Consider the following 20903-nt stretch of genomic DNA (forward strand, 5'->3'; position numbering starts at 1 on the left):
CGCGAGATCCGGCTCGTTTGCCTTTATCTCTCTAGGCGCGGCAAAGCAGCGCGTCGGGAGTGCGATTCGAGCCGACGCGGCCGGTGTACGCGACGCCGGCGACGTACTCGCCCGGTGCGCATTGGCCCTTGTAGTGGCCAGACGCGAAGTCGCCGCCGGGGGACCCGGACGGCCGGTTGTCGCCGCGGTCGAACCAGACCGTCCGGCCGGTGCGGCCCAGCGGGGTGGCGGATTTGCCGCACAACAGGGCGGAGAACGCCGCGCCGGTGACGCTGTAGCCGACGGCGGCGTGATCGGGCGGGCATTGCACCTTGGTGTACCCGGACGCCCAGTCGGTGTCCACATGGGTCTCGTCGCGGACCACGGAGTATCCCGACGGAGCGTCGAGCGTGCCGGTGCACAGACCCCGGTTGCCGGTGTGGGCGAGGCCGGTGAGCCGCTGGCCGTCGGGGCAGACACCCTTGCGCGCGCCCGGATTCCAGTCCGACATCGAGCGGACCTTGCGTGAGGCCGGGAAATCGGCGTAGTCGAGGTTGAGCATCGACCAGCGCTCGGCCACCGGGATCTGCCCGGTGCGGGACGGCGAGTTCACCAGCCGTCGCCAAGCCGGGCCGCGCCAGTCCGAGCCGTCGAGTACGTCGACGCGCCGGCCCGCGGTGTCCCAGGAGAGCAACGCCCATCCGTTTCCCCCGCCGCCATCGTGGAAGCCGACCGCGGGCCAGTAAGCGAAATCGGTGTCGTTCTCGGCGAGGTGGCCGACGAAGTTCTCGAACCAGGCCCGGCTCGCCGCGTCGGTGGTGTGGCGGCCTTCGCCGAACTCGCTGATCCAGAGCGGCGCGGTGTAGTGCTTGCCGGTCTCCGCCGAGACGAAGAACGCTTGCCGGTGAAGGACATCGCGGAGTTCCTGCGGTGACAGGTCCCGGTATCGCGGGTCGTGGGTCTCGCCGGTCCCGGTCGCTCCGGAATGGTTAGGACCGGTGTAGCCGTAGAAATGCGCGGCGTAGACCAGTTTCCCGGAGTCCACGAGCGTGTGCGACAGCGTGCGGGCGGGCTCCAGCGTGGGCCTGCCGTGGGGGAGGCCGTCCACCGGCAGGCCGGTCCAGTTGATGCCCTCGACGATCAGCAGCAGGTCCGGATTGGCTTCGGTCTGGATGCGGTCGGCCACCCGCTGGCTCGCGCGCTGCCAGTCGGTGCCGTTGCCCCAGCCCCAATTGGGATCGTCGAAGACGTTGCGGCGCACCTCGTTGTACAGATCGGCGCCGACCACCCGCTTGTTCGCGGCGTAGCGGCGGACCATGAACAGCCAGTCGTCCTGCCATTGCTGCTCGGACTGCGCGGTGTTCCAGCGCTCGTTGCCGTCGAGACCGCAGCACCAGCGCGAGGTCGTCGTGTGGTTGTTGAGGATCACCGCGAACCCGCGAGCGGTCAGCCGTGTGACGACGCGGTCGTAGACCTGCAACGGGGTCAGGCCGCGCAGATCCGGGTTCGCCGGAAGGTCGGGAACCTTTGCGGTGTCGTGGATCATGGCGTTGGAGAAGGGCAGCCGGACACTGTTCAGGCCCAGTTCCGCCAGCCCGGCGACGACGGTGTCGATCGAGACCCGGTCCAGCCCGAGCGGCGTCTGGTAGGCGATCTCACCGGCGTGGTGCGAGTTCGGATCGTTCACGTCGCCCGACCCGTTCCACGTACCGCTCGCGCCGTGCCAGTTGGCGGCCCTCAGCTTGAACCGGTTGCCCGCCGCGTCGACGATGTAGCGGCCGCGAGTGCTGAGCGGTGCGACCCAGCCCGCCGGGGCCGCCTCGGTCCCGGCCGCCGAGAGCGGGGGAGGGACAACCATGACGCCGACGGTCACCAGCACCGCGAGCAGCACACTCTTGATCGTCACACGCCGGAGCTAACCAGTCGCACGGCCGGTTGTATACGGACGATCGGGTTCACTGTTGGTAGCTTCCCGTCATGACCACCGCGTTGATCATCGGTGACCTCCAGCGAGGGATCACGGGCAATTACCCGTTCGCCGAGCAAGTCCTGCCGCCGCTCACGGCCCTGCTGCCCCGCGCCCGCAAGTCCGGTGCGCTCGTCGTGTTCGTGCATTTCGCGCTGCGGGGCAACGGCGCCGACCTGCCGCCGGGGAACGCGTTGTTCAAGACGTTCCACGAGTCCGGGGACACCTTCCACGAAGGCGCGGCCGGAACCGAGATCGATCTGCCGGTCGCCGACGAGGACGTGGTCGTGCTGAAGCGCCGGGCCAGCGCGTTCGCCGGCACGGACCTCGATCTGGTGCTGCGCGCGCAGGGCGTCGACACGGTGGTGATCGCGGGGGTCGCGACCAGTGCGATGGTGGCCGCGACGGCCTATGACGCTGCGGATCGCGGCTATCACGTGACCGTGCTGCGTGACGGCTGCGCCGACGGTGATCCGGAGATCCACGACTTCTTCGTGGACAGGGTCTTTCCGGGCCGGGGGTTCACTGTCGTGTCCTGTGCGGACTGGTCGTGAGTGGCGATTCGAGCGGTTTCGTGTGATCAGACGGACGACACACGTGATCCGACGGACGACACGCGTGTCCAGGCGGACGACGCGGACGCGCGGCTCTGGGCCGATTTACGTGCCGCGGGCTTGATCAGTTCGAACAACGATTAGGGTGGATCGATGGCGTCGGTGAAACAGGTACAGATCACTTTCGATTGCGCGAAACCCGAGCGTGTCGCCCGTTTCTGGTGCGAGGTGCTCGGATATGTCGTGCCGCCGCCACCGGAGGGTTTCGCCTCTTGGGACGACTACACCGGCTCGCTGCCGCCCGAGAAGCAGGACGCGAGTTTCGTGTGCAGTGATCCCACCGGAGTGGGGCCGCGGCTGTACTTCCAGCGCGTGCCCGAGGGAAAGGTCGTCAAGAACCGGGTGCACATCGATGTGCGGGTCGGCACCGGGCTCGTCGGAGAAGAGCGCCTCGCCGCGCTTCAGGCCGAGTGCGACCGGCTGGTCGCGCTCGGCGCGATCCGCGATCAGGTTCTGCTTGCCGACGAGGAAAACGAGTCGTGCATCAATATGCGGGACATCGAGGGCAACGAGTTCTGCCTCGACTGACACTCTTTCGGCTGACCGCCATTAGCAGGATCGATTCGCAACCGATGCACAAATCGTGTATCGTCTTGGATCGCTCACGAAGCGAAAACGACCAGCTGAAAACGTGGGTGACGTGCCGTTTCGTCACCCTGCGGGCCCGGCCACCCTCCCCCTCGAGCCGGGTTCCGTGAGCCCGGCGGCGCCCGGCCGAAGCCGGCCCCCTCCCGGTCGATCCGGGGCGCCGCCGGGTACTCACCCGCGTTCGCGGTCCCGGCAGGTCGTCGTGGAAGACACGCGCGGCGGCCTTGTCGCGGCGCTCGTTTCGAGACGTGGTCTCGTAAGCTGGCCGCGGTGTGCACCCGCGCAAGGGAGGACTACACCTGAATTCGTGAGGTGTTGATGGACGTCGACGAGGTGAGTGCGGGGTCCTGGACCCCGGGCATGGTCGCCGAGGAGCTGGGCATCTCCCCGGTGACGCTCCGGACCTGGGCATCCCGCTACGGCGTCGGCCCCTCGCTGCGGCCCGACGGGCGTCATCGCCGGTACTCCGACGCGGACGTCCGCAAACTCCAGTACATGCGGCGGCTGATCGGTCGCGGGATCCGGCCGCGCGAGGCGGCGGCCGCCGTGTTCTCCGGCATGGCCGACGTGGTTCCCGAAATCCCCCTCGATCAGCGGACCGGTGAACTCGAACGGGCCGCGGAGGAACTCGACCTCCCGGTCATCGGGGCTCTCCTGGACGAAACGCTCGACACCATGGGCGCGGCGAGGACGTGGACCGAGATCCTGCTGCCGATCCTGCGCGACCTCGGCGTCCGCTGGGCCCGGGGCGACGTGTGCTTCGAGGCCGAATGGGCGCTCACCAGCGAAGTTTCGTACGCGCTCCAACGTTATGTCGCCCGGTTCGCCTACACGCCGTCGGACCGGCGCGTCCTCATCGCGTGCTGTCCCGGGGAACGTCACAGCCTGCCGGTCGAAGTCCTGCGCGCGTCGATGGCGGAGGTCGGCATCCCCGCCGTCTACCTCGGGCACATGGTGCCGGCGGAGACCACGGCGGGAATGGTCGCCAAGCTCGAACCGGTGCTGGTCGTGCTGTGGTCGATGTCCCCGACGACCGTCGACAACCTCCTGCGCCAGCGTCTCCAGCGCCGCGGTTTCGACGTCGCCGTCGCGGGGCCGGGCTGGGCGGGGCTCAACGTCAGCGGCGCTCCCTGGGTGAACGACCTGGCCGGGGCGATGGACCTCGCCGCCGAGCGGCTGAAGGCCTGACACCCTAAGGTTGCATCGATAATGAATCGAAATACGCGAGGCGCCGACCCGCTGTGGCTGTTCGGGGATCAGCTGGGACCGCACTTTCACGACACGGCGGGGAACCGGGACCGTGAGGTCCTGCTGATCCGCTCGGCCGCGGCTTTCGCGCGCCGCCCGTTCCACCGGCAGAAGATCCACCTGGTCGAGGCCGGGATCCGGCGGCTCGCCGCGGACCTAGGCGACAGGGCCAGGATCGTCGACGCGCCGACCTACGCGGAGGGGCTGCGCCGATTCGGGCGGCCGGTCGTGGTGCACGAACCCGGCTCGCACGCCGCCGAGGCGCTCGTGCGGCGCCTGCAAGAGCGAAGCCTGGTCACGGAAGTGCTTCCGACGCCCGGATTCGTCCGGTCCAAAGAGGACTTCGCGACCTGGGCGAAAGACCGGCAGCGGTTCGTGATGGAGGACTTCTACCGCGATCAGCGCCGCCGGTTCGGTGTCCTGCTCGAACCGGACGGTGGTCCGGCGGGCGGGAAATGGAACTACGACCACGACAATCGGCGCCCACCCCCCGGCCGCTCGACACTGCCCGTTCCCGCGCCCTGGTTCCCGGCCGAGGACGAGGTGGACGAACAAGTGCGCGCCGACCTCGACAAAGCGGAACGGGACGGCGAGATCCATCCCGTGGGTGTCGATGGTCCACGTCGTTTCGCCGTCAGCCAGGCCGAAGCGGAGGAGGCGCTGGACCGGTTCCTGGACCACCGGCTGGCGACTTTCGGCCCCCATCAGGACGCCATGCTCAGCGCTGACTGGGCGATGTCGCACGCGTTGTTGTCGGTGCCGCTGAACCTCGGCCTGCTCGACCCGCTCGACGTCGTCCGCCGGGCCGAGGAGCGGTATCTGTCCGGCACCGCGCCGCTGGCGAGTGTCGAAGGGTTCGTCCGGCAGATCCTCGGCTGGCGGGAGTGGATCTGGCACCTCTACTGGCAGCTGGGGCCGGACTACCTCAAGCGGAACGAACTCGACGCCCGCCGGAAACTGCCTCGGTGGTGGAAGGAACTCGACGCCGACGCGGTCGAGGCGGCTTGCCTCCGCACCGCGCTCGCCGGGGTGCGGGACCGCGGCTACGCCCACCACATCGAGCGGCTCATGGTGCTGGGCAACCACGCGCTGCAACGCGGTTACGACCCGGCCGAACTCACCGGCTGGTTCGCTACCGCGTTCGTCGACGGATTCCCGTGGGTCATGCCCGCCAACGTCGTCGGGATGAGCCAGTACGCGGACGGGGGAGTCGTCGGCACGAAGCCGTACGCGGCGGGTGGCGCCTATCTCAACCGCATGAGCGATCACTGTGGTGGCTGCACTTACGAGCCGAAGAAACGAGTGGGCGCTGACGCTTGCCCGTTCACCGCGGGTTATTGGGCTTTCCTCGACCGGAACGAAGAGCGCCTGCGGGGCAATCCGCGGATGCGTCAGCCGTTGAACGGTCTGCGCAGGCTGGCAGACCTTCCCGAGGTCGTGGCGCGGGAAAGCGGGCGACAGCGGTTCTGACCGGCGGAACAGGCGTGATCGTCAGGCATCGCGAATGCTGAAGGTCGTGACGCAGAAACTGCCGTCCTCCGTGCGATCCGCGATCACGGTTCCCTTGGCGGCCCGGTTCTCGACGGTTCCGATGACATCGGCCAGAACGAATTTCGACGTCCCGCTGGACCTCGTGATCGCGACGCGGGATCCCAGCGGGAGAAGGGAATCGATCTTGTCGTCCATGAATCGCTTCTGCTCTTCGCAGGCCAACGCGATCGCCCCGGCCTTGTCGTTCCCGGCGATCTTGGTGAGGAAGTCCGCGATCACCTGAACACCCTTCTCCGGCGGCGGAACCGGGCGCCTCGTCACGGTGACCCTCGGCCGCGTCGCCCGGCTGACCGTCGTGCTGGTCGGGCTGTCCTCGCTGCTCGTGGGCGCCGAAGTCGGTGCCGGGCTGGACGACGGGGCGGGCGGCGGGAAGTCGCCGCCTTTGCCGAGCAGGAATCCGGGAGCGGCGAAACCGGTGATGCAGAAGGCGACCAGGACGATCACGGCGATCAAGATCCCGATGGCGATCCCGGGCTTCACGGTCGCCGGCTGTGCCGGAGGGTTCTGCTGCTCTGGGTAGCTCATCGGATTCACCTTCCGTGCGGATCTGAATTGGCGATCCGACGGCGGTCACCCGGCACGGGTTCCGACATTTCGGAGACCTTACGGCTCCCGGGGTTCTGTTTCCTGATGCGGCGAAATGTGCTGGTCGGTGGACTGCGTCAGGAGTTTCGCGAGCCGGGCTTCGACGCGTTCCGCGGCCGGATGCCTGATCTCCCGGTACGTGGCGAGGGCTTCGCGCAGCGCTCCCACCCGGTCGTCGTCATCGGGATAGACTGAGCGGCCGGGATCTCGCGCCGTTGGTCGTCGGTCAGTGGTGCGTCCTCCAGCACCGCCGCGGTCGGGCTGCCACCCGCGTTCCCCCGCAGGCAGGCGCGGACGAGGATCACGGACACGGCGCGACCTTCGCGTAGTCCTCGGGCGAACGGACCTTGTAGTCGAAGACCACTCGGCCGTTCGCGATCTGACTCGGTACGAACTCCGCGGAGTGCGTGTAAGTCTCCTTCTCCCCTTCGAAGGTCACGATGGCCACGAGTTCGTCCTCGGACCCCGGTCGCCGCCACGGCGTGACTTCCTGGCCGCGCGGAGGCACCGTTCCCGCCACGAACCGGCGCTCGCCCGTCGGCTCGGGGAAGTCGACACGCCAGTACCGGGGATCGGCCTCGTCGAGCACGGTGTCGCCGTTGGAGCCGACGACCTCGACGCGGACGATGGCGGGCGTCTCGCAGTACGCGTAGATGATCTCGACAGCGCCGTCGGCGGTCTGCCGGACCGCGATCCGGCCCGGCCCGGAACAGCCGGTGGTCAGCAAGGCCACGGCCGTCAGCGCCGCGCCCAACCCCAGGGAACGTCTCATGCCGCGAACAGTAGGAGTGCCGTCCGCGACCGCGTCCCGGTTCGCCGGATCGTTACCGCCGCTCCCGAAACTGTCGGTGGCCGCTGCCACACTCCCGCCATGACGAACGAGGTGCGGCTCAGGGCCGTCGAGCGGGCCGATCTCGACGTGTTCTTCGAGCAGGAGCAGGACCCGGAGGCCACGAGCCGCGCCGCGTTCCCGGCTCGTGATCGCGAGCGGTTCATGAAGCATTGGGAGACCCGGGTGCTCGGCGATCCGGCGGTGACCGTGCGCACCGTCCTGGTCGGCGGCCGGGTCGCGGGCAACGTCGTGGCGTGGCCACAGGACGGCAGGCAGTGGGTGGGTTATTGGTACGGCAGGGAGTTCTGGGGAGGAGGTGTCGGATCGCGAGGGCTCGGCCTGTTCCTCGACGAGATGCCGGTGCGGCCGGTGTACGCCGATCCGGTGGAGACCAACGTGGGATCGGTCCGGGTACTGGAGAAGTGCGGTTTCCGGCTGCTGCCCGAAAAGGACGGTGATCACGTGCTGCTCGTCCTCGACTAGACAGGCGGCTGCCGTGTCCCGGCCGCGGGCCGCGACCGGGACGACGGGTTCAGCAGGGCCGCAACAGCCAGCAGAGCCGGTAGTTCGCCCGGTAGGTCGTGGACGTGCCCGGCGCGACGATGTTCTGCGTTCGCTCACCGCCGTGCGCCCAATCGGTGAAGGCGTACTTCAGGTTGAGCGGTGGCAGGTTCTGCGGGCTGTCCGCGCTGATCGAGTTGGTGGATCCGGCGATCACCGTCCGGGAGAACGGTGTGCGCTCCTGAGTACCGCCGACGGTGAGCAGCGCCTGGTTCGGGCTGGAGGTGAAGTCCAGCGACACCGTCTTCGGCTGGAGGTCGACGGTCTTGGCGCCGGTGCGGCCGGTCGAGTCGGTCGCCGTGAGGGTCAGTTGCAGATAGGACGGGTACTCGTGGTCCGGTGCGACGAAGGAGCCGGACGCGACACCGGGGAAGTCCTGGACGTTGTGCGTATGGCAGGTGCCGTTGGCCGCGCAGTGCCGGATCGCGAGCCGCCACGACAGCGCCGACGGCGGGAGTTCGCCGTCCTGAGCGTCGACAGCGCGGCCGGAGAACGTCACGGTGTCGCCGACCGACCAGGTCAGTGTTCCGGGCGGGCTGTCGATGACCGGCACCGGATCGAGGCCTTCGGGGTTCCCGACGGTCACCCGCACCGTCGTGGTCCCGCTCGCGCCGTGGGAGTCCGTGACGCGTAACCCGGCGTCGACGGCGGCGGCCGCGGTGTAGGTCCAGGTGGGGCGTGTGGCCGTGGAGTCGTCGTAGTCGCCGTCACCGTCGAGGTCCCAGGCGTGGGACAGGGTGTCCCCGGCGTCCGGATCGGTGGAACCGGTGCCGTCGAACTCGACCGTCAGCGGCGCCGGGCCGCTCGTCGGGTTCGCCGTGGCCACCGCGGTCGGTGGCCGGTTGGTGCCACCCGGATGGCTCACGCGATGAAGTTCGCCGCTGCCCAGTGCGACGTAGAACAGATCGCCGCCAGGGCCGGTGAGGACTTGCACCGGAGTGTTGATGCCGGTCACGAACGGCACCAGACGGCTCGAGCTCGGCAGGTCGTCGACGGTCTGCATGGCCCAGACACATCCCCGGGAGGAGTCCGCGAAGAACAACGCGCCGGAATACTCGCCGGGGTAATTGCTCCCGGACTCGAAGGCGATGCCGCTGATCGAAGAGCCGCCGGTGGGACAAGGGTCGGTCGGGACCACCTTGGCACTGTGGTTGTAGGCGTAGAAGGGCGCCGTCTGACCTCCCGAGGAGTACAGGGACTCGCACAGGCCGAGGTTCGCGCCGTCGTACCCGGCCTGCTTGGGAGCGCCTTCGAAGCAAGGCCAGCCGAAGTTCTCCACTACCGAGTCACCGACGTCGGCGACTCGGTTGATCTCCTCCCAGGTGTCCCAGCCGACGTCTCCCGCCCACAGTTCCCTCGTGCCCGGCCGGAAGCCGAACCGGAACTGGTTCCGTCCGCCGTAGGCGATCACGCGCCGGGCATCGGAGTCGGTGCTGCTCGCGAAGGGGTTGTCGGGGAGGCCTTCGCCGGTGTCGGGATCGAGGCGCAGCAACGCGCCGTTGAGCAGGACCGGCTCCCCGGCGGGCCGTCGCGGTGACTGCGAACGCAGCGCGCCGCCCTCGGCCGTCGGTGGCGTGAGGTTCGTCCCGGCGGGCGAGGGAGGATCGGCGCAGGGGTTCTCGACCTGCCCGTAGTCGGCGAAGTTGAAGCTGGCGCCGTCGCCGCCGCCCGCGTACAGGGCGCCGTCTGGCCCGAAGGCCAGTGCGCCGATCGAGTGGCTGGGGAACTGCTGGCACCAGCCCGTCACCAGCGGCTTCTCGCTCACGGCGGTGCCTTCCTGGCCCATGGTCAGCCGGGAGACGCGACCGGTGACGACACAGCCCTTGGCGGTGGCGCCCGGCGGGGTCGGGCAGGCGTCGCCCCACTGCGGCGGAGTGCCGCCGGGCGGCGCGTCGAGGGTGTAGGAGACGTAGACGTAAGGCCTGGCGGGGAAATCGGGGTCGACGGCCAGCCCGAGCAGGCCGCGGTCCCAGAAGTCCTGAGTCTGCGGGCGCAGGTCGGCGAACACCGTCGCCGTCGGGTCGGCGAGCGAGTCGAAGACCTTGACCACGCCGCTCTTCTCCGCGACGAACACCCGGCCGTCCGGCGCGAAGGCGGTGGCCGTCGGCGAGCTGAGCCCGCCGATCGCCACCGTGTCGGTGAAACCGGCGGGTACCGCGGCTTCGGCGGGTGCGGCGAGCGCGACCGCGAGGGCGCCGACGAGCGGGCCGACCACGCCCATCGACAGCGCACGCCGTGATCTTCGGGGGAACAGGGGACGTCGAGAACTCATCACACGTACTCCTCCTGCGCGGGGACCGGAAAGGAACGCGACCGCTGTCGGGTATGGCGTGATGAGATCGGAAGTTGTTACGGCCGTACGGAAAATGCGCACAATTCGCCAAAAAAGCGCCGAACATCCGCGCTCCGTCCACCCCTGGGGGAAGTCGGAAAAAGAATCACCGCGTGCCCCTTGAACTTTGCCATTCGGATGTCATTTCGGAGACAGATCCGTACATCTGTTCCGAATTCCCTGAATTGAGTACGCTGAACGGCGTACCGGATATGCCTGAGGGGTTCAGGAGGGTGGCATGGATGCGATTTCAGCGGCGGCGATCACGTCGCTCTTGATCAATTATGGGCGGCATTTGGCCGGCGTCGCGAGCGAGGTCGTCGACGAAGGTGTCAGACAAGGACTTCGCGCCCTGTGGGAAAAAGTACGCGACAGGTTTTCGTCCGACCCGCAGGCGTCGGGAGCCCTGGACCGCCTCGCGGAGCAGCCGGGCAATCAGCGGCGGCAGGCCGCCGTCGAAGACCATCTCGACGAAGTCCTGAGTGCCGACGCCGATTTCGCGGCCTCGCTTTCGGAACTGGTCGAGCGGATGAAGGCGACCGGCCGGCACGATATTCAGGTGCGGGACTCGGGAGCGGTGGCCATCGGCGGGAATGTGTCCATCAAAGGAACCCGTCAGGTCGCCGGACGGGACATCACCATCTCCGCTCCCGGGAAATGACATGAAGAAGACGAGCAGAGCCGGGAGTGTCGCGGCCGGACTCCTCCTGGCCGTGGCGCTGACGTCGTGCGGCCGCGAACCGGCCGCCAAGGACCTCGATTCGCCGCAGATCCCGGAAACTTCCACCGGGTACACGTCGATCGCGCCGTCGTCGGAAGAGATCCCGGTGCCCGGCGCGCCGACGTCTGCGGGCCAGGGAAGGCCCGGCGGGACGGTGGTATCGCCGCCGGGCCGGTCATCCCGGCCCGGAACGGGACCTGGAACCGGTCCAGGGCAAGGACAGGGGCCTCCGTCCTCGGCGCCCGGCGGTCCCGGCAACCCGTGCGGGAAGCCACCTGCCGGCACCGCGGCGGACGGGAGAGCCCAGCAGCGGATCGTCTTCACCCCGCCCGGCACCCACCAGTGGCCCGACGTCGACGTGACCTTCCGCGCCTGCGCCACGTCGGGCCTGCCCGTCGGCTTCCAGCTCCAGAACGGCGGCCGCGGCGGAAGCTGCTGGGCAGCCACCCTCACCGGCGCCACCACCCGCGCCCAGTCGGTGCCGTTGACCTGCGAGGTCACCGCCACCCAGGCCGGGAACGCCGCTTTCGCGCCCGCCCAGCCCGTCGTGCTCACCTGGATGGTGAACAAGCTGGCGGTCAAGATCGGCTGGCTGGGGTCGGCGGACACACTCGTCTACACGGCGGGCAAGGTCGTGACGCTCCAGGCGCGAGTGACGGCCATGCACGACATCCCGCCGTTGATGATCTACACGCGGGCGGAGGGGGCCTGTTCGATAGCGGAGGCACCGGACAGAACCGGCGGCACCGGCGGCGCGGCCATCACCTTCGGCGTGCGGGTCGCTCTGCTGGATCCCGGCGCGCAGCCCGGTTCCTGCGACCTCCGGGTGGCCGTGGATTCGAACCACATCGCCATCGGCAGTTACGACACCCGGCACTATGTAGTCCGAAGATGATGTCTTCCGAAGATGAGCCCGGCGCCGACCCGGCCGGAACGCTGTCGGTCGAGAACGCCGGGCCGGTCGTGCAGCACGGCGATCTGGAGCTGAGCGGCGGGCTGGTCGCGGGCCGGGACCTCACCGTCCATGGTCCTGTCAACGTCCTCGCCGACGACGGTGCCCCGTTCGGAGACCACGTCACGCGGCCGGGCCGGGCTTCGGATCTCTGTCCCTATCCCGGTCTGGACGCCTTCGATGAAGGGCTCGCGAGGTATTTCCACGGCAGGGAAAGAGACGTCGACGCCGTGCTCGCGCTGCTTCGCCGGGCGCCGCTGGTGGCCGTGGTCGGCTCGTCCGGCAGCGGCAAGTCGTCGCTCCTGTCGGCCGGAGTGCTTCCCGCGCTGGCGGACGGCGCGGTCGCCGGTTCGGCCGGATGGACCGTGTCGCTCGTCCGCCCCGGCACTCAGCCGGTCGAGCGGCTGTCGGCGGCCTTGGCGAAGCACACCGGCGCCGACGGGCCGACGATCTGGGTGATCGACCAGCTGGAGGAGGTGTTCGATCCGGCGGTGGATCCCGGCGACCGTGCCGCGTTCCTCGCCGCGGTCGCCGGACCGCATCCGTCCGCCGAGACCAAGGTCCTCCTCGCGTTGCGGTCGGACTTCTACCCGCACCTCGACCAAGCACCCGCGCTGGCGGCGGCGGTCTCGAAGGCCCAGCACCGGGTGCTGCCGATGGGGCCGCAGGCCATCCGCGAGGTGATCGAGAAACCGGCGGACCAGGTCGGCCTGCGCGTGGAGCCCGAACTGATCGACCGGATGCTGGCCGACACCAGCGCCGCCGAAAACGCGCTGCCGCTGCTTTCGTACGCGCTGGCGCAAACGTGGCGACGGCGGCGCAACGGCTGGCTGACCCTCGCCGAGTACGCGAAGGCCGGTGCGCTCGACGGCGCGATCGACCACGCCGCCGAACTCGTGTGGGAATCCTTGACCGACCGGCAGCGGGCGACGGCCCGCCGGATGATGCTGCGCCTGTCCCATCTCGGCGAGAACGCCGTCGCGGTGCGTCGCCAGGCCCGGCTCGAGGATCTGGTGACCGACGTCGACGACGAGACCGCCGTGCGCGAGGTCGCCGACCGGCTCGCCGCCGCCCGGATCCTCACGGCCGATCTGGACACCGCGACCGAGGCCCCGATCGTCGACATCACCCACGAGACGGTGCTGCGCGCGTGGAACCGGCTGCGGACCTGGCTGACCGAAGACCGGGAAGCGAAGCGCGCGCAGGACGATCTCAGCAGCGGCGCCGCGGCGTGGAAGCAGCACGGCGCCGACCCGGGTTACCTGCTGCGAGGCGCGCGGCTCACCGCCATCCAGGCCGCGCGCCGGGCCGACAGCCTGACGGTGAACGACGTCGAACTGCGGTTCCTCTCGCTGAGCAGCCGCCTCGAGCATCGGCAACGGTGGCGGTCGCGGCTGCTCGGCCTGCTGGCCGCGGCGCTGGCCGTCGCGGTGGCGATCACGTTCGTCGTCGTGAGCCAGCAACGGCGTATCAGCCGGGAAAAGACCGTCGCGGACGCCGTGTCGCTCGCCGCTCGGTCGCGTTCGGTGAGCGGCCAGGAACGAGACCTCGGCGCGCTGCTGGCCGTCGCGGGAGCGCGGATCGACGACAACGCCGTCACCCGCGCGGCCGTCATGGACGCGGTCTCCGCGCACAGCGGCCCCCTCGCCTACCTTCTCCCGGCCGGACGGCGCGCCACGGCCGTCGCCTCCGGATTCACCCGGGACGGGTCCGCGATCGTCGGCACCATCGACGGCGCGGTCTGCGCCTTGTCCCCGGCGGACGGCCACGAGACCGGTCCGTGCTTCACCGGTCATCACACCAACATCAGCGCGGTCACGACCGACGGCGACCTCGTCGCGGCGGCGGACGCCACCGGTTTGACGACCCTTCACCGGCAAGGGAACGCGGCGCCGGTCCGCGATCCGGTCCGGGCGACGTCCGCCGTGGTCGGCCTCGCCGTCAGCCCGGCGCACGACCAGCTGCTCGCGGCCACCCGGTTCGGCGCGGTCGAACGCTGGCGGTTGGGCGGCGAAGCGGCGCCTTTGCCGCCCCTCGCCCAAAGCGCCGACGTCGTGGCGCTCGCCGTCGCCGACAAGGCCGACCAGGTCGTCGCCCTCACGACGGCGGGGGAGCTCAAACGCTGGCGGCTGACCGACGGGGCCGAACTGCCCGCCCTCGCCGAACCAGGGACCGTGGCGACAGGCACGACGATGCGCTTGGCCGTCGTCGGTGACACCCGCGTGGTGACGGCGGACGAGAACCGGCTCGGCGTCTGGGATCTTCGCGGCGGGCAACCTCCTTTGTGGACGGACGCGCTGGGCGGGACGGCGGTCGTGTCGTCCGGTGACGGCGAAACGGTGTTCGTCGGCTCGGACACCGGCACGATCACCTCGTGGCGGCTCGCCCCCGCGCCGCTGGCCGTCGAACCCACCCGGCCTGGTCTCGTGAAGCCCGTCGTCGCGCTCGGCAGCGGAGGCGACTTCCTGGTGGGAGCGGATCAGGACGGCCGGGTGATCTCGTGGGATCTGAGCGGCAAGCGTTCTCCCGCGGGCACCCCGCTCGCCCAGGCGTCCGGGCCGCTCCAGGCCGTCGCCAGGAATCCGGCCGGAGCCGTCGCTTCGGGAGGTGCGGACGGTGTCGTCCGGGTGACCCGTGACGGATCCACAATGGACACTCATACCTTCGAGGGCTCCGTCGTCGGTCTCGCCTGGCAGCCGACGGGAATGATCGCGGTGGGCACCGACCGTGGAACCCTGTACGAACTCGACCCGGGCACCGGGGCGACCCGGACGGTGTCCGACCGGCCGGGCACCGCGGTCACCTGTCTCGTCGCCGACGGCAGGGGGAACCTGGTCGCCGGCTTCAGCGACGGCCACGTGCTCTTCACCGACCTGCCCGGGGCGGCCTTCACCGCGGCCAAAGGTTCCGTGTCGGCGATCGCCCTGAGCGCGGACGGAAACAGGGTCGCCGTCGCTTCCGGCGACGGGATCTCCGCGCCGCCGCAGATCTCCGTCGCCGGGAAGCGCGAAAGGTTTCGGGACATCCTGACCGTCACCGGGCACGCCCTTCCGGTCACCAGCCTCGCGTTCAGCCCCGACGGGCGAACCCTCGCCAGCGGCAGCGACGACCGGTCCATTCGCCTGTGGGGCTTGGCCGACGGCACGACGAAGAGCACGTTTCAGGGGCACACGGACATGGTCCTGGCGCTGGTCTACTCACCCGACGGCACGACCCTGGCCTCCGGAAGCCAGGACGGAACCCTCCGGCTGTGGGACGTCGCGAGCGGCCTCCAGATCGGGCGTCAGCTGGAGTTCGGCGTCGGCTACGTCTGGTCGCTCGCGCCCTCGCCGGACGGTGCGAATCTCGTCGCGGCGCAGGGTTCGACGGTCGTGGAATGGCCGTTCGGCAAAGGAGCGTGGCTGGACCGCGCCTGCCGGCTGGCAGGGCGTCTCCTGACCGACGACGAGCGGAAGCGATACCTGCCCGACGGGACCTCCCTACGCCCCTGCGCGTGACGCCGACCGGTACGCGGCGATCCTGATCCGCAGGCCGCGCAGGTGGACCAGATCGATGTCGAAGGCGGAGACCGGCCGGTAGCCCGGAGCGGGTTCGGCGGACCGGCAAGGGCCACTGACGAACACGAAATCGTCGTCCGGTTCGTATCTGGGCTCGGCCCAGACACCGGGGTCTCCGGCCCTGCTGCCGGCATGGCGAGTGCGAGCCCGCCAGTAGACGGGAAGCTTCATCGTCTCGCTCAGCGCCCTGTCGAACGCGGCGACATCGGTGGCGGCGATCCCGAGCCCGTGTCCGTTCCACACGCGAGGCGCCCAGTACTCGGCGCCGGCGGCATGGGTGAAACGGGCGGTTTCCTCGGCCGCGGTGATCGTCCAGTCGGCCACGGTGGTGAGTGTCGGCATGAGGAGTCCCGGTGGTCGCGGCCCCCCTCCGGCCCGGCACACGGTAAGGGCTCGACTCCGCACGGTGGTACCACCGGCGGCACACGGATGTTGCGCCGACCGGCCGCCGCGCGCCCGAAGAACCAGGTCCAGGAGCCGGTCGCGGTGGTGGGCCTCAATTCTGTTCATCTTCGGTTCATCCGTGAATCACCGGCTTCGGCGAACTGTGCGAGCCGGTTCCCGCCAGGCGGCGGGTCCGGGCGGGTTCGACGAACCCGGCTTCGCGGTGGACACCTCCGTGCAGCTCTCACGGGTGACAAACCCGCGCTACGGTGAATGATCGACACGACGAGGAGAGCGGATGGAAAACGGCGGAGTCCGGGTCCACGGCGAGTCAGGGCAGCCGGTACTGCTGTTGCCCGGCGGCGCCGAATCCTGTGAAGGCTTCTTTCCGGGCCTGGTCGAAGGTCTCGTCGACGATCCCGGCTGCCGGGTGATCGTGCACGACCGGCCGGGCACCGGCACTTCGACGGACGAGGGCACGCTGGCGGACGCCGCGTCCCGGCTGAGCGCGCTCATCGACAGCCTGGACTGCGGCCCGGTCGTGGTGGTCGGGCAGAGTCTCGGCGGTGCCGTGGCGGTCCTGCTCGCCCGCGATCACCCCGAGCAGGTCGCCGGTCTGGTCCTGCTCGACCCGACACCCATCGACGATCCCCGTACGTGCGCCGGTCTGGAGCGGGCGACGGGTGTGCTCGGCAAGGTGTCGACCGTTCCCGTGCTGCGCCAGGTCTTTCCGCGCGTCGTCCACACCGCCGTCGCTCGGGCCGCGCGACGTCAGGACCTCCGGCCGGATTGCGAGGCGGCGTTCTTGCGGACGGCGGACGCCGACCTCCCGACGCTGGCGCGCGCGGTCCGCGGCATCTCGGCGCTGGCGAAAGACCTGCAGGGCGCCGAGTTGCCCCGGCTGCCCGCTGTGGTGGTGACCGCCGATCGCAAACGGGACTCCGCGATGCGACGCTCCCACGAGCGTTTCGCCGCCGCGTTCGGCGGGCGGGTCGAGTGCTGGCCGGGGGCGACGCACAGCGTGCACCTCGACCATCCCGACGAGACCCTGGCGACGGTGCGTGAAGTGGTCACTCAGGTCGGCCGGGCGGCCTGAGCGTATCGGCTTGCTATGCCGCTCGGAGGCCTTCGAGCTCGTGTCGCGGGAAGGGAGCGCATGTCCGGCATCGTCGCAGGAGGCGAGCTCGTCCCCGTCGTCAGCGCAACTTGTCCACCGACGCGATCTGTTCCCAGTGGGCGCCGAGCGCGTTGAGCAGGGCGGCCGTGTCGACATCGCCTTCACCGCCCAGGAGCGCCTTGTCCAGCCTGCGGGCGCGGCGGTTCACCTGGCTCAGGACCGTTTTGCCCTCGTCGGTGAGGGACAGGAGCTTGCGCCGGGCGTCGTGCGGTGATTCGACGCGCTTGATCAGCCCCCGCCGTTCGAGCCGGCGGCACAGGTCCGCCATCGTCGAGGTGTCGAGCGCGACGGCGCCCGCCAGGGAACTCTGGTCGCTGCCGGGGTAGGCGCGGACCGCGGACAGGACCGCGAACTGCGGACCGGTCAGGACCGGGTCCACATGACGGTTCCACGCGGCGAGGTAGGCCTGGTAGAGCCGCCTGGCCCCGTAGCCGGGGGCCGCCAGCAGATCCGAGGGTGTCGCGGGCGTGACCGCCGCCGTTTCGTCCCTGCGTCGGCCCGTGCGCGCCGGTTCACCCATCGCCTTCTCCCTTGTCGGCTCCACCCGCTGCCCGGGCCCCCGAAGTGATCCTACGTGTCCGGACGGTCGCTCACGGGCAGGCCGCCGACATCCGCCCGCCGCAACCTCTTGCGTATCCGGATAGTACGTGTTCGGATGAAGGTCCCCTCGGGGACGGCGAGAGAGCGGATCCGGGCCCAACTCTTGCGTATCCGGATAGTACGTGCTCGGATTAGTGTGGAGGTGTTCGACGATGGACCAGAACCTGTTCAACGACATCTGCTTGCGCCAGCTGACGTTCTCGGGAGTGCACGAGGGCGAGACCGTGGTGGTGCTGACCCGCGGCGGCGAGCGGGCGGAGTACGCCGACGCCTTCCTGTGGGCCGCCCAGCAGCTGGGCGCTTCGACCTATCACATGCGGTTGCCTTCACCGTCCAGCGCCGCGGGCGCGTGGGCCGTGGGCGACTCGGGGCTCGGGAACATCCCCTTGGCCGTCGAGGCGCTCAAGAGCGTGGACATGGTGGTCGACTGCACGTTCCTGTTGTTCAGCAAGGAACAGTTCGCCATCCAGGACGCGGGCACCCGGATCCTCACCGCCGTCGAGCCGCCCGAGCTGCTGGCCAGGCTGATGCCGACGAAGGAACTGCGCGAGCGGGTGGAGATCGGGGCCGAGCTGCTGGCCAAGGCGGGCACGATGCGGATCACCAGCCCGGCGGGCACCGATGTCACCTATCAGCTCGGCGTGTACCCGACACTGTCCGAGTACGGCTACACCGACACCCCCGGCCGCTGGGATCACTGGCCGGCGGCGTTCGTGTTCACCGGCGGCGCCGACGACGGTGTCGACGGGAAGATCGTGCTTTCGCCCGGAGACGTGTTGCTGCCGTTCAACACTTATGTGCAGACCCCGGTGGAGATCACCATCGAGCAGGGTTTCATCCGCGACATCCGCGGCGGCGCCGAATCGTCCGGATTGGACGCGGATCTGCTGCGCTCCTACATCGAAAGCTTCGAAGACCCCCGCGGTTACGGCATGAGCCACGTGGGCTGGGGGCTCGACGAGCGCGCGCACTGGCACGGCCTGACCCAGTTCCCCGGCGGGATGGGCATGGAACTGAGGAGTTTCTACGGCAACGTGATGTTCTCCATCGGCCCCAACAACGAACTGGGCGGCCCGAACGACACGCCCTGTCACTTCGACATCCCGATGCGCGGAAATTCCCTGTACCTGGACGACGAACTGATCGTCGACAACGGTGAGCTGACCGTGGCCGACATGCGTCCGGCGGCGCGCCGATGAACGACCACCACATCGGGATGATCGTCCCCAGCTCGAATCTCACGATGGAGACCGAGTTGCCGCGGATGCTGCGTGCCAGGGAGGAGGCCGAGCCGGGGGACCGGTTCGTCTTCCACTCCGCGCGGGCCCGGATGCGGCACGTCGAGCCCGAACAGCTGCGGGCGATGAACGCCCAGGCTGGCCGGGCGGCGGCCGAACTCGCCGACGCGCGGCCGGACGTGGTCGCCACCGCGTGCCTGGTCGCGATCATGGCCCAGGGGCCGGGGTATCACTGCACCGCCGAGGACGACATCACCCGTGTGCTGCGCGAGGAGGGCTGCGCGTCGCCGGTCGTGTCCAGCGCCGGTGCGCTGTTGTCCGGTCTCGAAGCGCTGAAAGCCCGCAAGGTCGCGATCATCACGCCGTACCTGAAGCCGCTGACCAAGGCGGTGGCGGACTACATCGAGGACGCGGGGTTCGAGGTCGCCGACGCGATTTCCCTTGAGGTGCCGGACAATCTCGCCGTCGCCCGGCTGGATCCCGCCGGATTGCGAGAGCATCACCGAAAGCTGAATCTGTCCGATGTGGACGTACTGGTGCTTTCCGCGTGTGTCCAGATGCCGTCGCTGTCCGCGATCCAGCCGGTGGAGGACGAGGTCGGGATCCCGGTCCTGTCGGCGGCGACCGCCACGACGTTCCGGATCCTGTCGGAACTCGGCGTCGAGCCGACGGTGCCCGGCGCCGGAAGCCTGCTCAGTGGCGCGAAAGCTTTGACGAAGACGGGAGGCGGGCATGGCCGCGAGTCAGTCGTTTGAGGTCGTTGTCGTCGGTGGCGGGCTCGGTGGGCTCTGCGCGGCGTTGTCGCTGCGGCAGCGGGGCCTGCGCGTCACCGTCGTCGAAGCGGCGCCGGAACTGGGCGAGATCGGCGCGGGGATCCAGACCGCGCCCAACGCCAGCCGGATCCTCATCGGACTCGGCCTGCGCGCCGATCTGGAGCGGGTGCGGACGGAGCCGCAGGACCAGGTCCGCCGCCGCTGGGCGGACGGCGGCATCATCGCCCAGCTGCCGCTGGGCAGGCGGGTGACCGACCAATACGGCGCGCCGTACTGGCACTACCACCGCGCCGACCTGCACCGGGTCCTGCTCGACGCCTGCCTCGACCCGGACGGCGCCGGTCCGGCGGTGCGGGTGGTGACCGGCGCGCGGGTCGTCGAGCTGGACCGGACGGTGCCGGACCGGCCGGCCGTGCTCGCCGCCGACGGGCGCCGGTTCACCGGCGACGTCGTGGTCGGAGCGGACGGCATCCGGTCATCGGTACGCGATCTCGCCGGCTTCGACGACACGCTCGCGTTCTCCGGCGAGATGGCCTACCGGGCGCTGATCTCCGGCGACCTGATCGCCCAGGACCCCGCCACCCGGTTCCTGGCCGACCGCTACCACTCCACGATCTGGTACGGCCCCAACAAACACCTGGTGCACTACATGATCCGCGGCGGGGAGTACCTCAACGTGGTCGCGATCGTGCCGTGCACCGAAGCGGTCGCCAGGGACTGGAGCGGACCCGCCACCGCCGCCGAACTCGCCGCCGAGTACCACGACTGGGACGATCGGGTCCCGGCCATGCTGGCCAAGGCGAAGGACGAGGACGTCTCGGTGTGGGCGATGTACCGTCGGCGCCGTGATCCGGTGTGGGTGGACGGCCGGGTCGCCCTGCTCGGCGACGCGTGCCACGCGATGCTGCCTTACCAGGCGCAAGGCGCGTCCCAGGCGATGGAGGACGCGGCCGTGCTGGCCGAGGAGCTGGGCCGCGTCACGCGCGACGGGATCGACGGAGCCCTGGTGCGTTACGTCGACCGGCGTGCCAAGCACGCGGGCATGGTCCAGGACGCCTCGTTGCAGAACATGGACTTCTACCATCTGCCCGACGGTCCCGAGCAGCGCGAACGGGACGAGAAGCTGCGGCGCTTCGACGGCGAATCCGACGTGTCCTACGACTGGCTGTGGAACGGCAGCCCGCTCACCGACCCCGACACCGAGTCCATCCACTACCAGTTCGCCCGCTGAGGCGCGCTGGTCGG

The 20903-nt window shown here is 69.7% G+C and carries 19 protein-coding genes; 13 read left to right on the top strand and 6 right to left on the bottom strand.

Features of this window, described 5'->3' with window-relative positions; all coding sequences use genetic code 11:
- Positions 1-31: 31 nt before the first annotated feature.
- Positions 32-1837, bottom strand: a complete 1806-nt coding sequence (locus tag B0293_RS03445) for a glycoside hydrolase family 5 protein (protein ID WP_407640096.1) — start codon at positions 1835-1837, stop codon at positions 32-34.
- Between the two features lie 119 nt (positions 1838-1956).
- On the opposite strand from B0293_RS03445, the gene B0293_RS03450 reads away from it, so the two are divergent.
- From B0293_RS03450 to B0293_RS03465, 4 genes are all read left to right on the top strand, one after another.
- Positions 1957-2499 (top strand): cysteine hydrolase family protein, encoded by a 543-nt coding sequence (locus tag B0293_RS03450; protein ID WP_005163827.1) that lies wholly within the window; start codon positions 1957-1959, stop codon positions 2497-2499.
- A 153-nt stretch (positions 2500-2652) separates the two neighbouring features.
- Positions 2653-3087, top strand: a complete 435-nt coding sequence (locus tag B0293_RS03455; RefSeq protein ID WP_005163825.1) for a VOC family protein — start codon at positions 2653-2655, stop codon at positions 3085-3087.
- Positions 3088-3465: 378 nt separating this feature from the next.
- Positions 3466-4335, top strand: coding sequence for a MerR family transcriptional regulator (locus B0293_RS03460; protein ID WP_005163824.1), 870 nt, complete (start codon positions 3466-3468; stop codon positions 4333-4335).
- A gap of 21 nt (positions 4336-4356) precedes the next feature.
- Entirely contained in the window at positions 4357-5865 is a 1509-nt protein-coding gene (locus B0293_RS03465) for a cryptochrome/photolyase family protein (protein WP_005163823.1), read from the top strand.
- Between the two features lie 21 nt (positions 5866-5886).
- Here the strand turns inward: B0293_RS03465 and B0293_RS03470 are convergent, their stop codons facing one another.
- A complete protein-coding gene (locus B0293_RS03470; protein WP_039919188.1) occupies positions 5887-6471 on the bottom strand; it encodes a hypothetical protein in 585 nt (194 codons plus the stop codon).
- 105 nt (positions 6472-6576) lie between these two features.
- Between B0293_RS03470 and B0293_RS43475 the strand changes: the two genes are divergently transcribed.
- Complete coding sequence (locus B0293_RS43475; RefSeq protein WP_157376434.1) at positions 6577-6726, top strand: hypothetical protein; 150 nt, start codon at positions 6577-6579, stop codon at positions 6724-6726.
- Between the two features lie 106 nt (positions 6727-6832).
- Here B0293_RS43475 and B0293_RS03480 read toward each other — a convergent pair whose 3' ends face one another.
- On the bottom strand, positions 6833-7303 hold the full coding sequence (locus B0293_RS03480) for a hypothetical protein (protein ID WP_143254468.1): 471 nt from the start codon (positions 7301-7303) through the stop codon (positions 6833-6835).
- Positions 7304-7402: 99 nt separating this feature from the next.
- On the opposite strand from B0293_RS03480, the gene B0293_RS03485 reads away from it, so the two are divergent.
- Entirely contained in the window at positions 7403-7846 is a 444-nt protein-coding gene (locus B0293_RS03485; RefSeq protein WP_005163817.1) for a GNAT family N-acetyltransferase, read from the top strand.
- Positions 7847-7895: 49 nt separating this feature from the next.
- On the opposite strand, the gene B0293_RS03490 is transcribed toward B0293_RS03485, so the two are convergent.
- Positions 7896-10196 (bottom strand): PQQ-dependent sugar dehydrogenase, encoded by a 2301-nt coding sequence (locus B0293_RS03490; RefSeq protein ID WP_245192035.1) that lies wholly within the window; start codon positions 10194-10196, stop codon positions 7896-7898.
- A gap of 298 nt (positions 10197-10494) precedes the next feature.
- On the opposite strand from B0293_RS03490, the gene B0293_RS03495 reads away from it, so the two are divergent.
- Genes B0293_RS03495 through B0293_RS03505 form a run of 3 tightly spaced genes read left to right on the top strand, consistent with a single transcriptional unit; the run spans position 10495 to position 15426 of the window.
- On the top strand, positions 10495-10917 hold the full coding sequence (locus B0293_RS03495) for a hypothetical protein (protein WP_005163812.1): 423 nt from the start codon (positions 10495-10497) through the stop codon (positions 10915-10917).
- Position 10918: 1 nt separating this feature from the next.
- Complete coding sequence (locus B0293_RS03500) at positions 10919-11872, top strand: hypothetical protein (protein WP_005163810.1); 954 nt, start codon at positions 10919-10921, stop codon at positions 11870-11872.
- Positions 11869-15426, top strand: a complete 3558-nt coding sequence (locus B0293_RS03505) for a WD40 repeat domain-containing protein (protein ID WP_005163808.1) — start codon at positions 11869-11871, stop codon at positions 15424-15426. Before B0293_RS03500 ends, B0293_RS03505 begins: the two co-directional genes overlap by 4 nt.
- Here B0293_RS03505 and B0293_RS03510 read toward each other — a convergent pair.
- The gene (locus B0293_RS03510) at positions 15409-15828 is read right to left on the bottom strand and encodes a hypothetical protein (protein WP_005163807.1); all 420 of its coding nucleotides are present in this window, start codon (positions 15826-15828) and stop codon (positions 15409-15411) included. The two genes, B0293_RS03505 and B0293_RS03510, sit on opposite strands and share 18 nt — an antisense overlap.
- Positions 15829-16168: 340 nt before the next feature.
- Between B0293_RS03510 and B0293_RS03515 the strand changes: the two genes are divergently transcribed.
- Positions 16169-16966 carry an alpha/beta fold hydrolase gene (locus B0293_RS03515; protein WP_005163803.1) on the top strand — a complete coding sequence of 266 codons (798 nt, stop codon included), beginning with the start codon at positions 16169-16171 and terminating at the stop codon, positions 16964-16966.
- A 100-nt stretch (positions 16967-17066) separates the two neighbouring features.
- Here the strand turns inward: B0293_RS03515 and B0293_RS03520 are convergent, their stop codons facing one another.
- Positions 17067-17567 carry a MarR family winged helix-turn-helix transcriptional regulator gene (locus tag B0293_RS03520; protein WP_005163802.1) on the bottom strand — a complete coding sequence of 167 codons (501 nt, stop codon included), beginning with the start codon at positions 17565-17567 and terminating at the stop codon, positions 17067-17069.
- Positions 17568-17799: 232 nt separating this feature from the next.
- Here B0293_RS03520 and B0293_RS03525 point away from each other — a divergent pair, with 232 nt between their 5' ends.
- From B0293_RS03525 to B0293_RS03535, 3 genes are read left to right on the top strand one after another with little or no spacing between them, the layout of a single operon-like run.
- On the top strand, positions 17800-18846 hold the full coding sequence (locus B0293_RS03525) for a M29 family metallopeptidase (protein ID WP_005163798.1): 1047 nt from the start codon (positions 17800-17802) through the stop codon (positions 18844-18846).
- A complete protein-coding gene (locus tag B0293_RS03530; RefSeq protein ID WP_005163796.1) occupies positions 18843-19640 on the top strand; it encodes a maleate cis-trans isomerase family protein in 798 nt (265 codons plus the stop codon). Before B0293_RS03525 ends, B0293_RS03530 begins: the two co-directional genes overlap by 4 nt.
- On the top strand, positions 19618-20889 hold the full coding sequence (locus B0293_RS03535; RefSeq protein ID WP_005163794.1) for an FAD-dependent monooxygenase: 1272 nt from the start codon (positions 19618-19620) through the stop codon (positions 20887-20889). Before B0293_RS03530 ends, B0293_RS03535 begins: the two co-directional genes overlap by 23 nt.
- Positions 20890-20903 lie beyond the last annotated feature (14 nt).

This window comes from Amycolatopsis azurea DSM 43854 (assembly GCF_001995215.1).
GTDB classification, from domain to species: domain Bacteria; phylum Actinomycetota; class Actinomycetes; order Mycobacteriales; family Pseudonocardiaceae; genus Amycolatopsis; species Amycolatopsis azurea.

Excerpts from the sequence above, each read along its gene's own strand:
- B0293_RS03445 (WP_407640096.1), bottom strand. The coding sequence starts at position 1,837 with ATGGTTGTCCCTCCCCCGCTCTCGGCGGCCGGGACCGAGGCGGCCCCG.
- B0293_RS03450 (WP_005163827.1), top strand. The coding sequence starts at position 1,957 with ATGACCACCGCGTTGATCATCGGTGACCTCCAGCGAGGGATCACGGGC.
- B0293_RS03455 (WP_005163825.1), top strand. The coding sequence starts at position 2,653 with ATGGCGTCGGTGAAACAGGTACAGATCACTTTCGATTGCGCGAAACCC.
- B0293_RS03460 (WP_005163824.1), top strand. The coding sequence starts at position 3,466 with ATGGACGTCGACGAGGTGAGTGCGGGGTCCTGGACCCCGGGCATGGTC.
- B0293_RS03465 (WP_005163823.1), top strand. The coding sequence starts at position 4,357 with ATGAATCGAAATACGCGAGGCGCCGACCCGCTGTGGCTGTTCGGGGAT.
- B0293_RS03470 (WP_039919188.1), bottom strand. The coding sequence starts at position 6,471 with ATGAGCTACCCAGAGCAGCAGAACCCTCCGGCACAGCCGGCGACCGTG.
- B0293_RS43475 (WP_157376434.1), top strand. The coding sequence starts at position 6,577 with ATGCGGCGAAATGTGCTGGTCGGTGGACTGCGTCAGGAGTTTCGCGAG.
- B0293_RS03480 (WP_143254468.1), bottom strand. The coding sequence starts at position 7,303 with ATGAGACGTTCCCTGGGGTTGGGCGCGGCGCTGACGGCCGTGGCCTTG.
- B0293_RS03485 (WP_005163817.1), top strand. The coding sequence starts at position 7,403 with ATGACGAACGAGGTGCGGCTCAGGGCCGTCGAGCGGGCCGATCTCGAC.
- B0293_RS03490 (WP_245192035.1), bottom strand. The coding sequence starts at position 10,196 with ATGAGTTCTCGACGTCCCCTGTTCCCCCGAAGATCACGGCGTGCGCTG.
- B0293_RS03495 (WP_005163812.1), top strand. The coding sequence starts at position 10,495 with ATGGATGCGATTTCAGCGGCGGCGATCACGTCGCTCTTGATCAATTAT.
- B0293_RS03500 (WP_005163810.1), top strand. The coding sequence starts at position 10,919 with ATGAAGAAGACGAGCAGAGCCGGGAGTGTCGCGGCCGGACTCCTCCTG.
- B0293_RS03505 (WP_005163808.1), top strand. The coding sequence starts at position 11,869 with ATGATGTCTTCCGAAGATGAGCCCGGCGCCGACCCGGCCGGAACGCTG.
- B0293_RS03510 (WP_005163807.1), bottom strand. The coding sequence starts at position 15,828 with ATGCCGACACTCACCACCGTGGCCGACTGGACGATCACCGCGGCCGAG.
- B0293_RS03515 (WP_005163803.1), top strand. The coding sequence starts at position 16,169 with ATGGAAAACGGCGGAGTCCGGGTCCACGGCGAGTCAGGGCAGCCGGTA.
- B0293_RS03520 (WP_005163802.1), bottom strand. The coding sequence starts at position 17,567 with ATGGGTGAACCGGCGCGCACGGGCCGACGCAGGGACGAAACGGCGGCG.
- B0293_RS03525 (WP_005163798.1), top strand. The coding sequence starts at position 17,800 with ATGGACCAGAACCTGTTCAACGACATCTGCTTGCGCCAGCTGACGTTC.
- B0293_RS03530 (WP_005163796.1), top strand. The coding sequence starts at position 18,843 with ATGAACGACCACCACATCGGGATGATCGTCCCCAGCTCGAATCTCACG.
- B0293_RS03535 (WP_005163794.1), top strand. The coding sequence starts at position 19,618 with ATGGCCGCGAGTCAGTCGTTTGAGGTCGTTGTCGTCGGTGGCGGGCTC.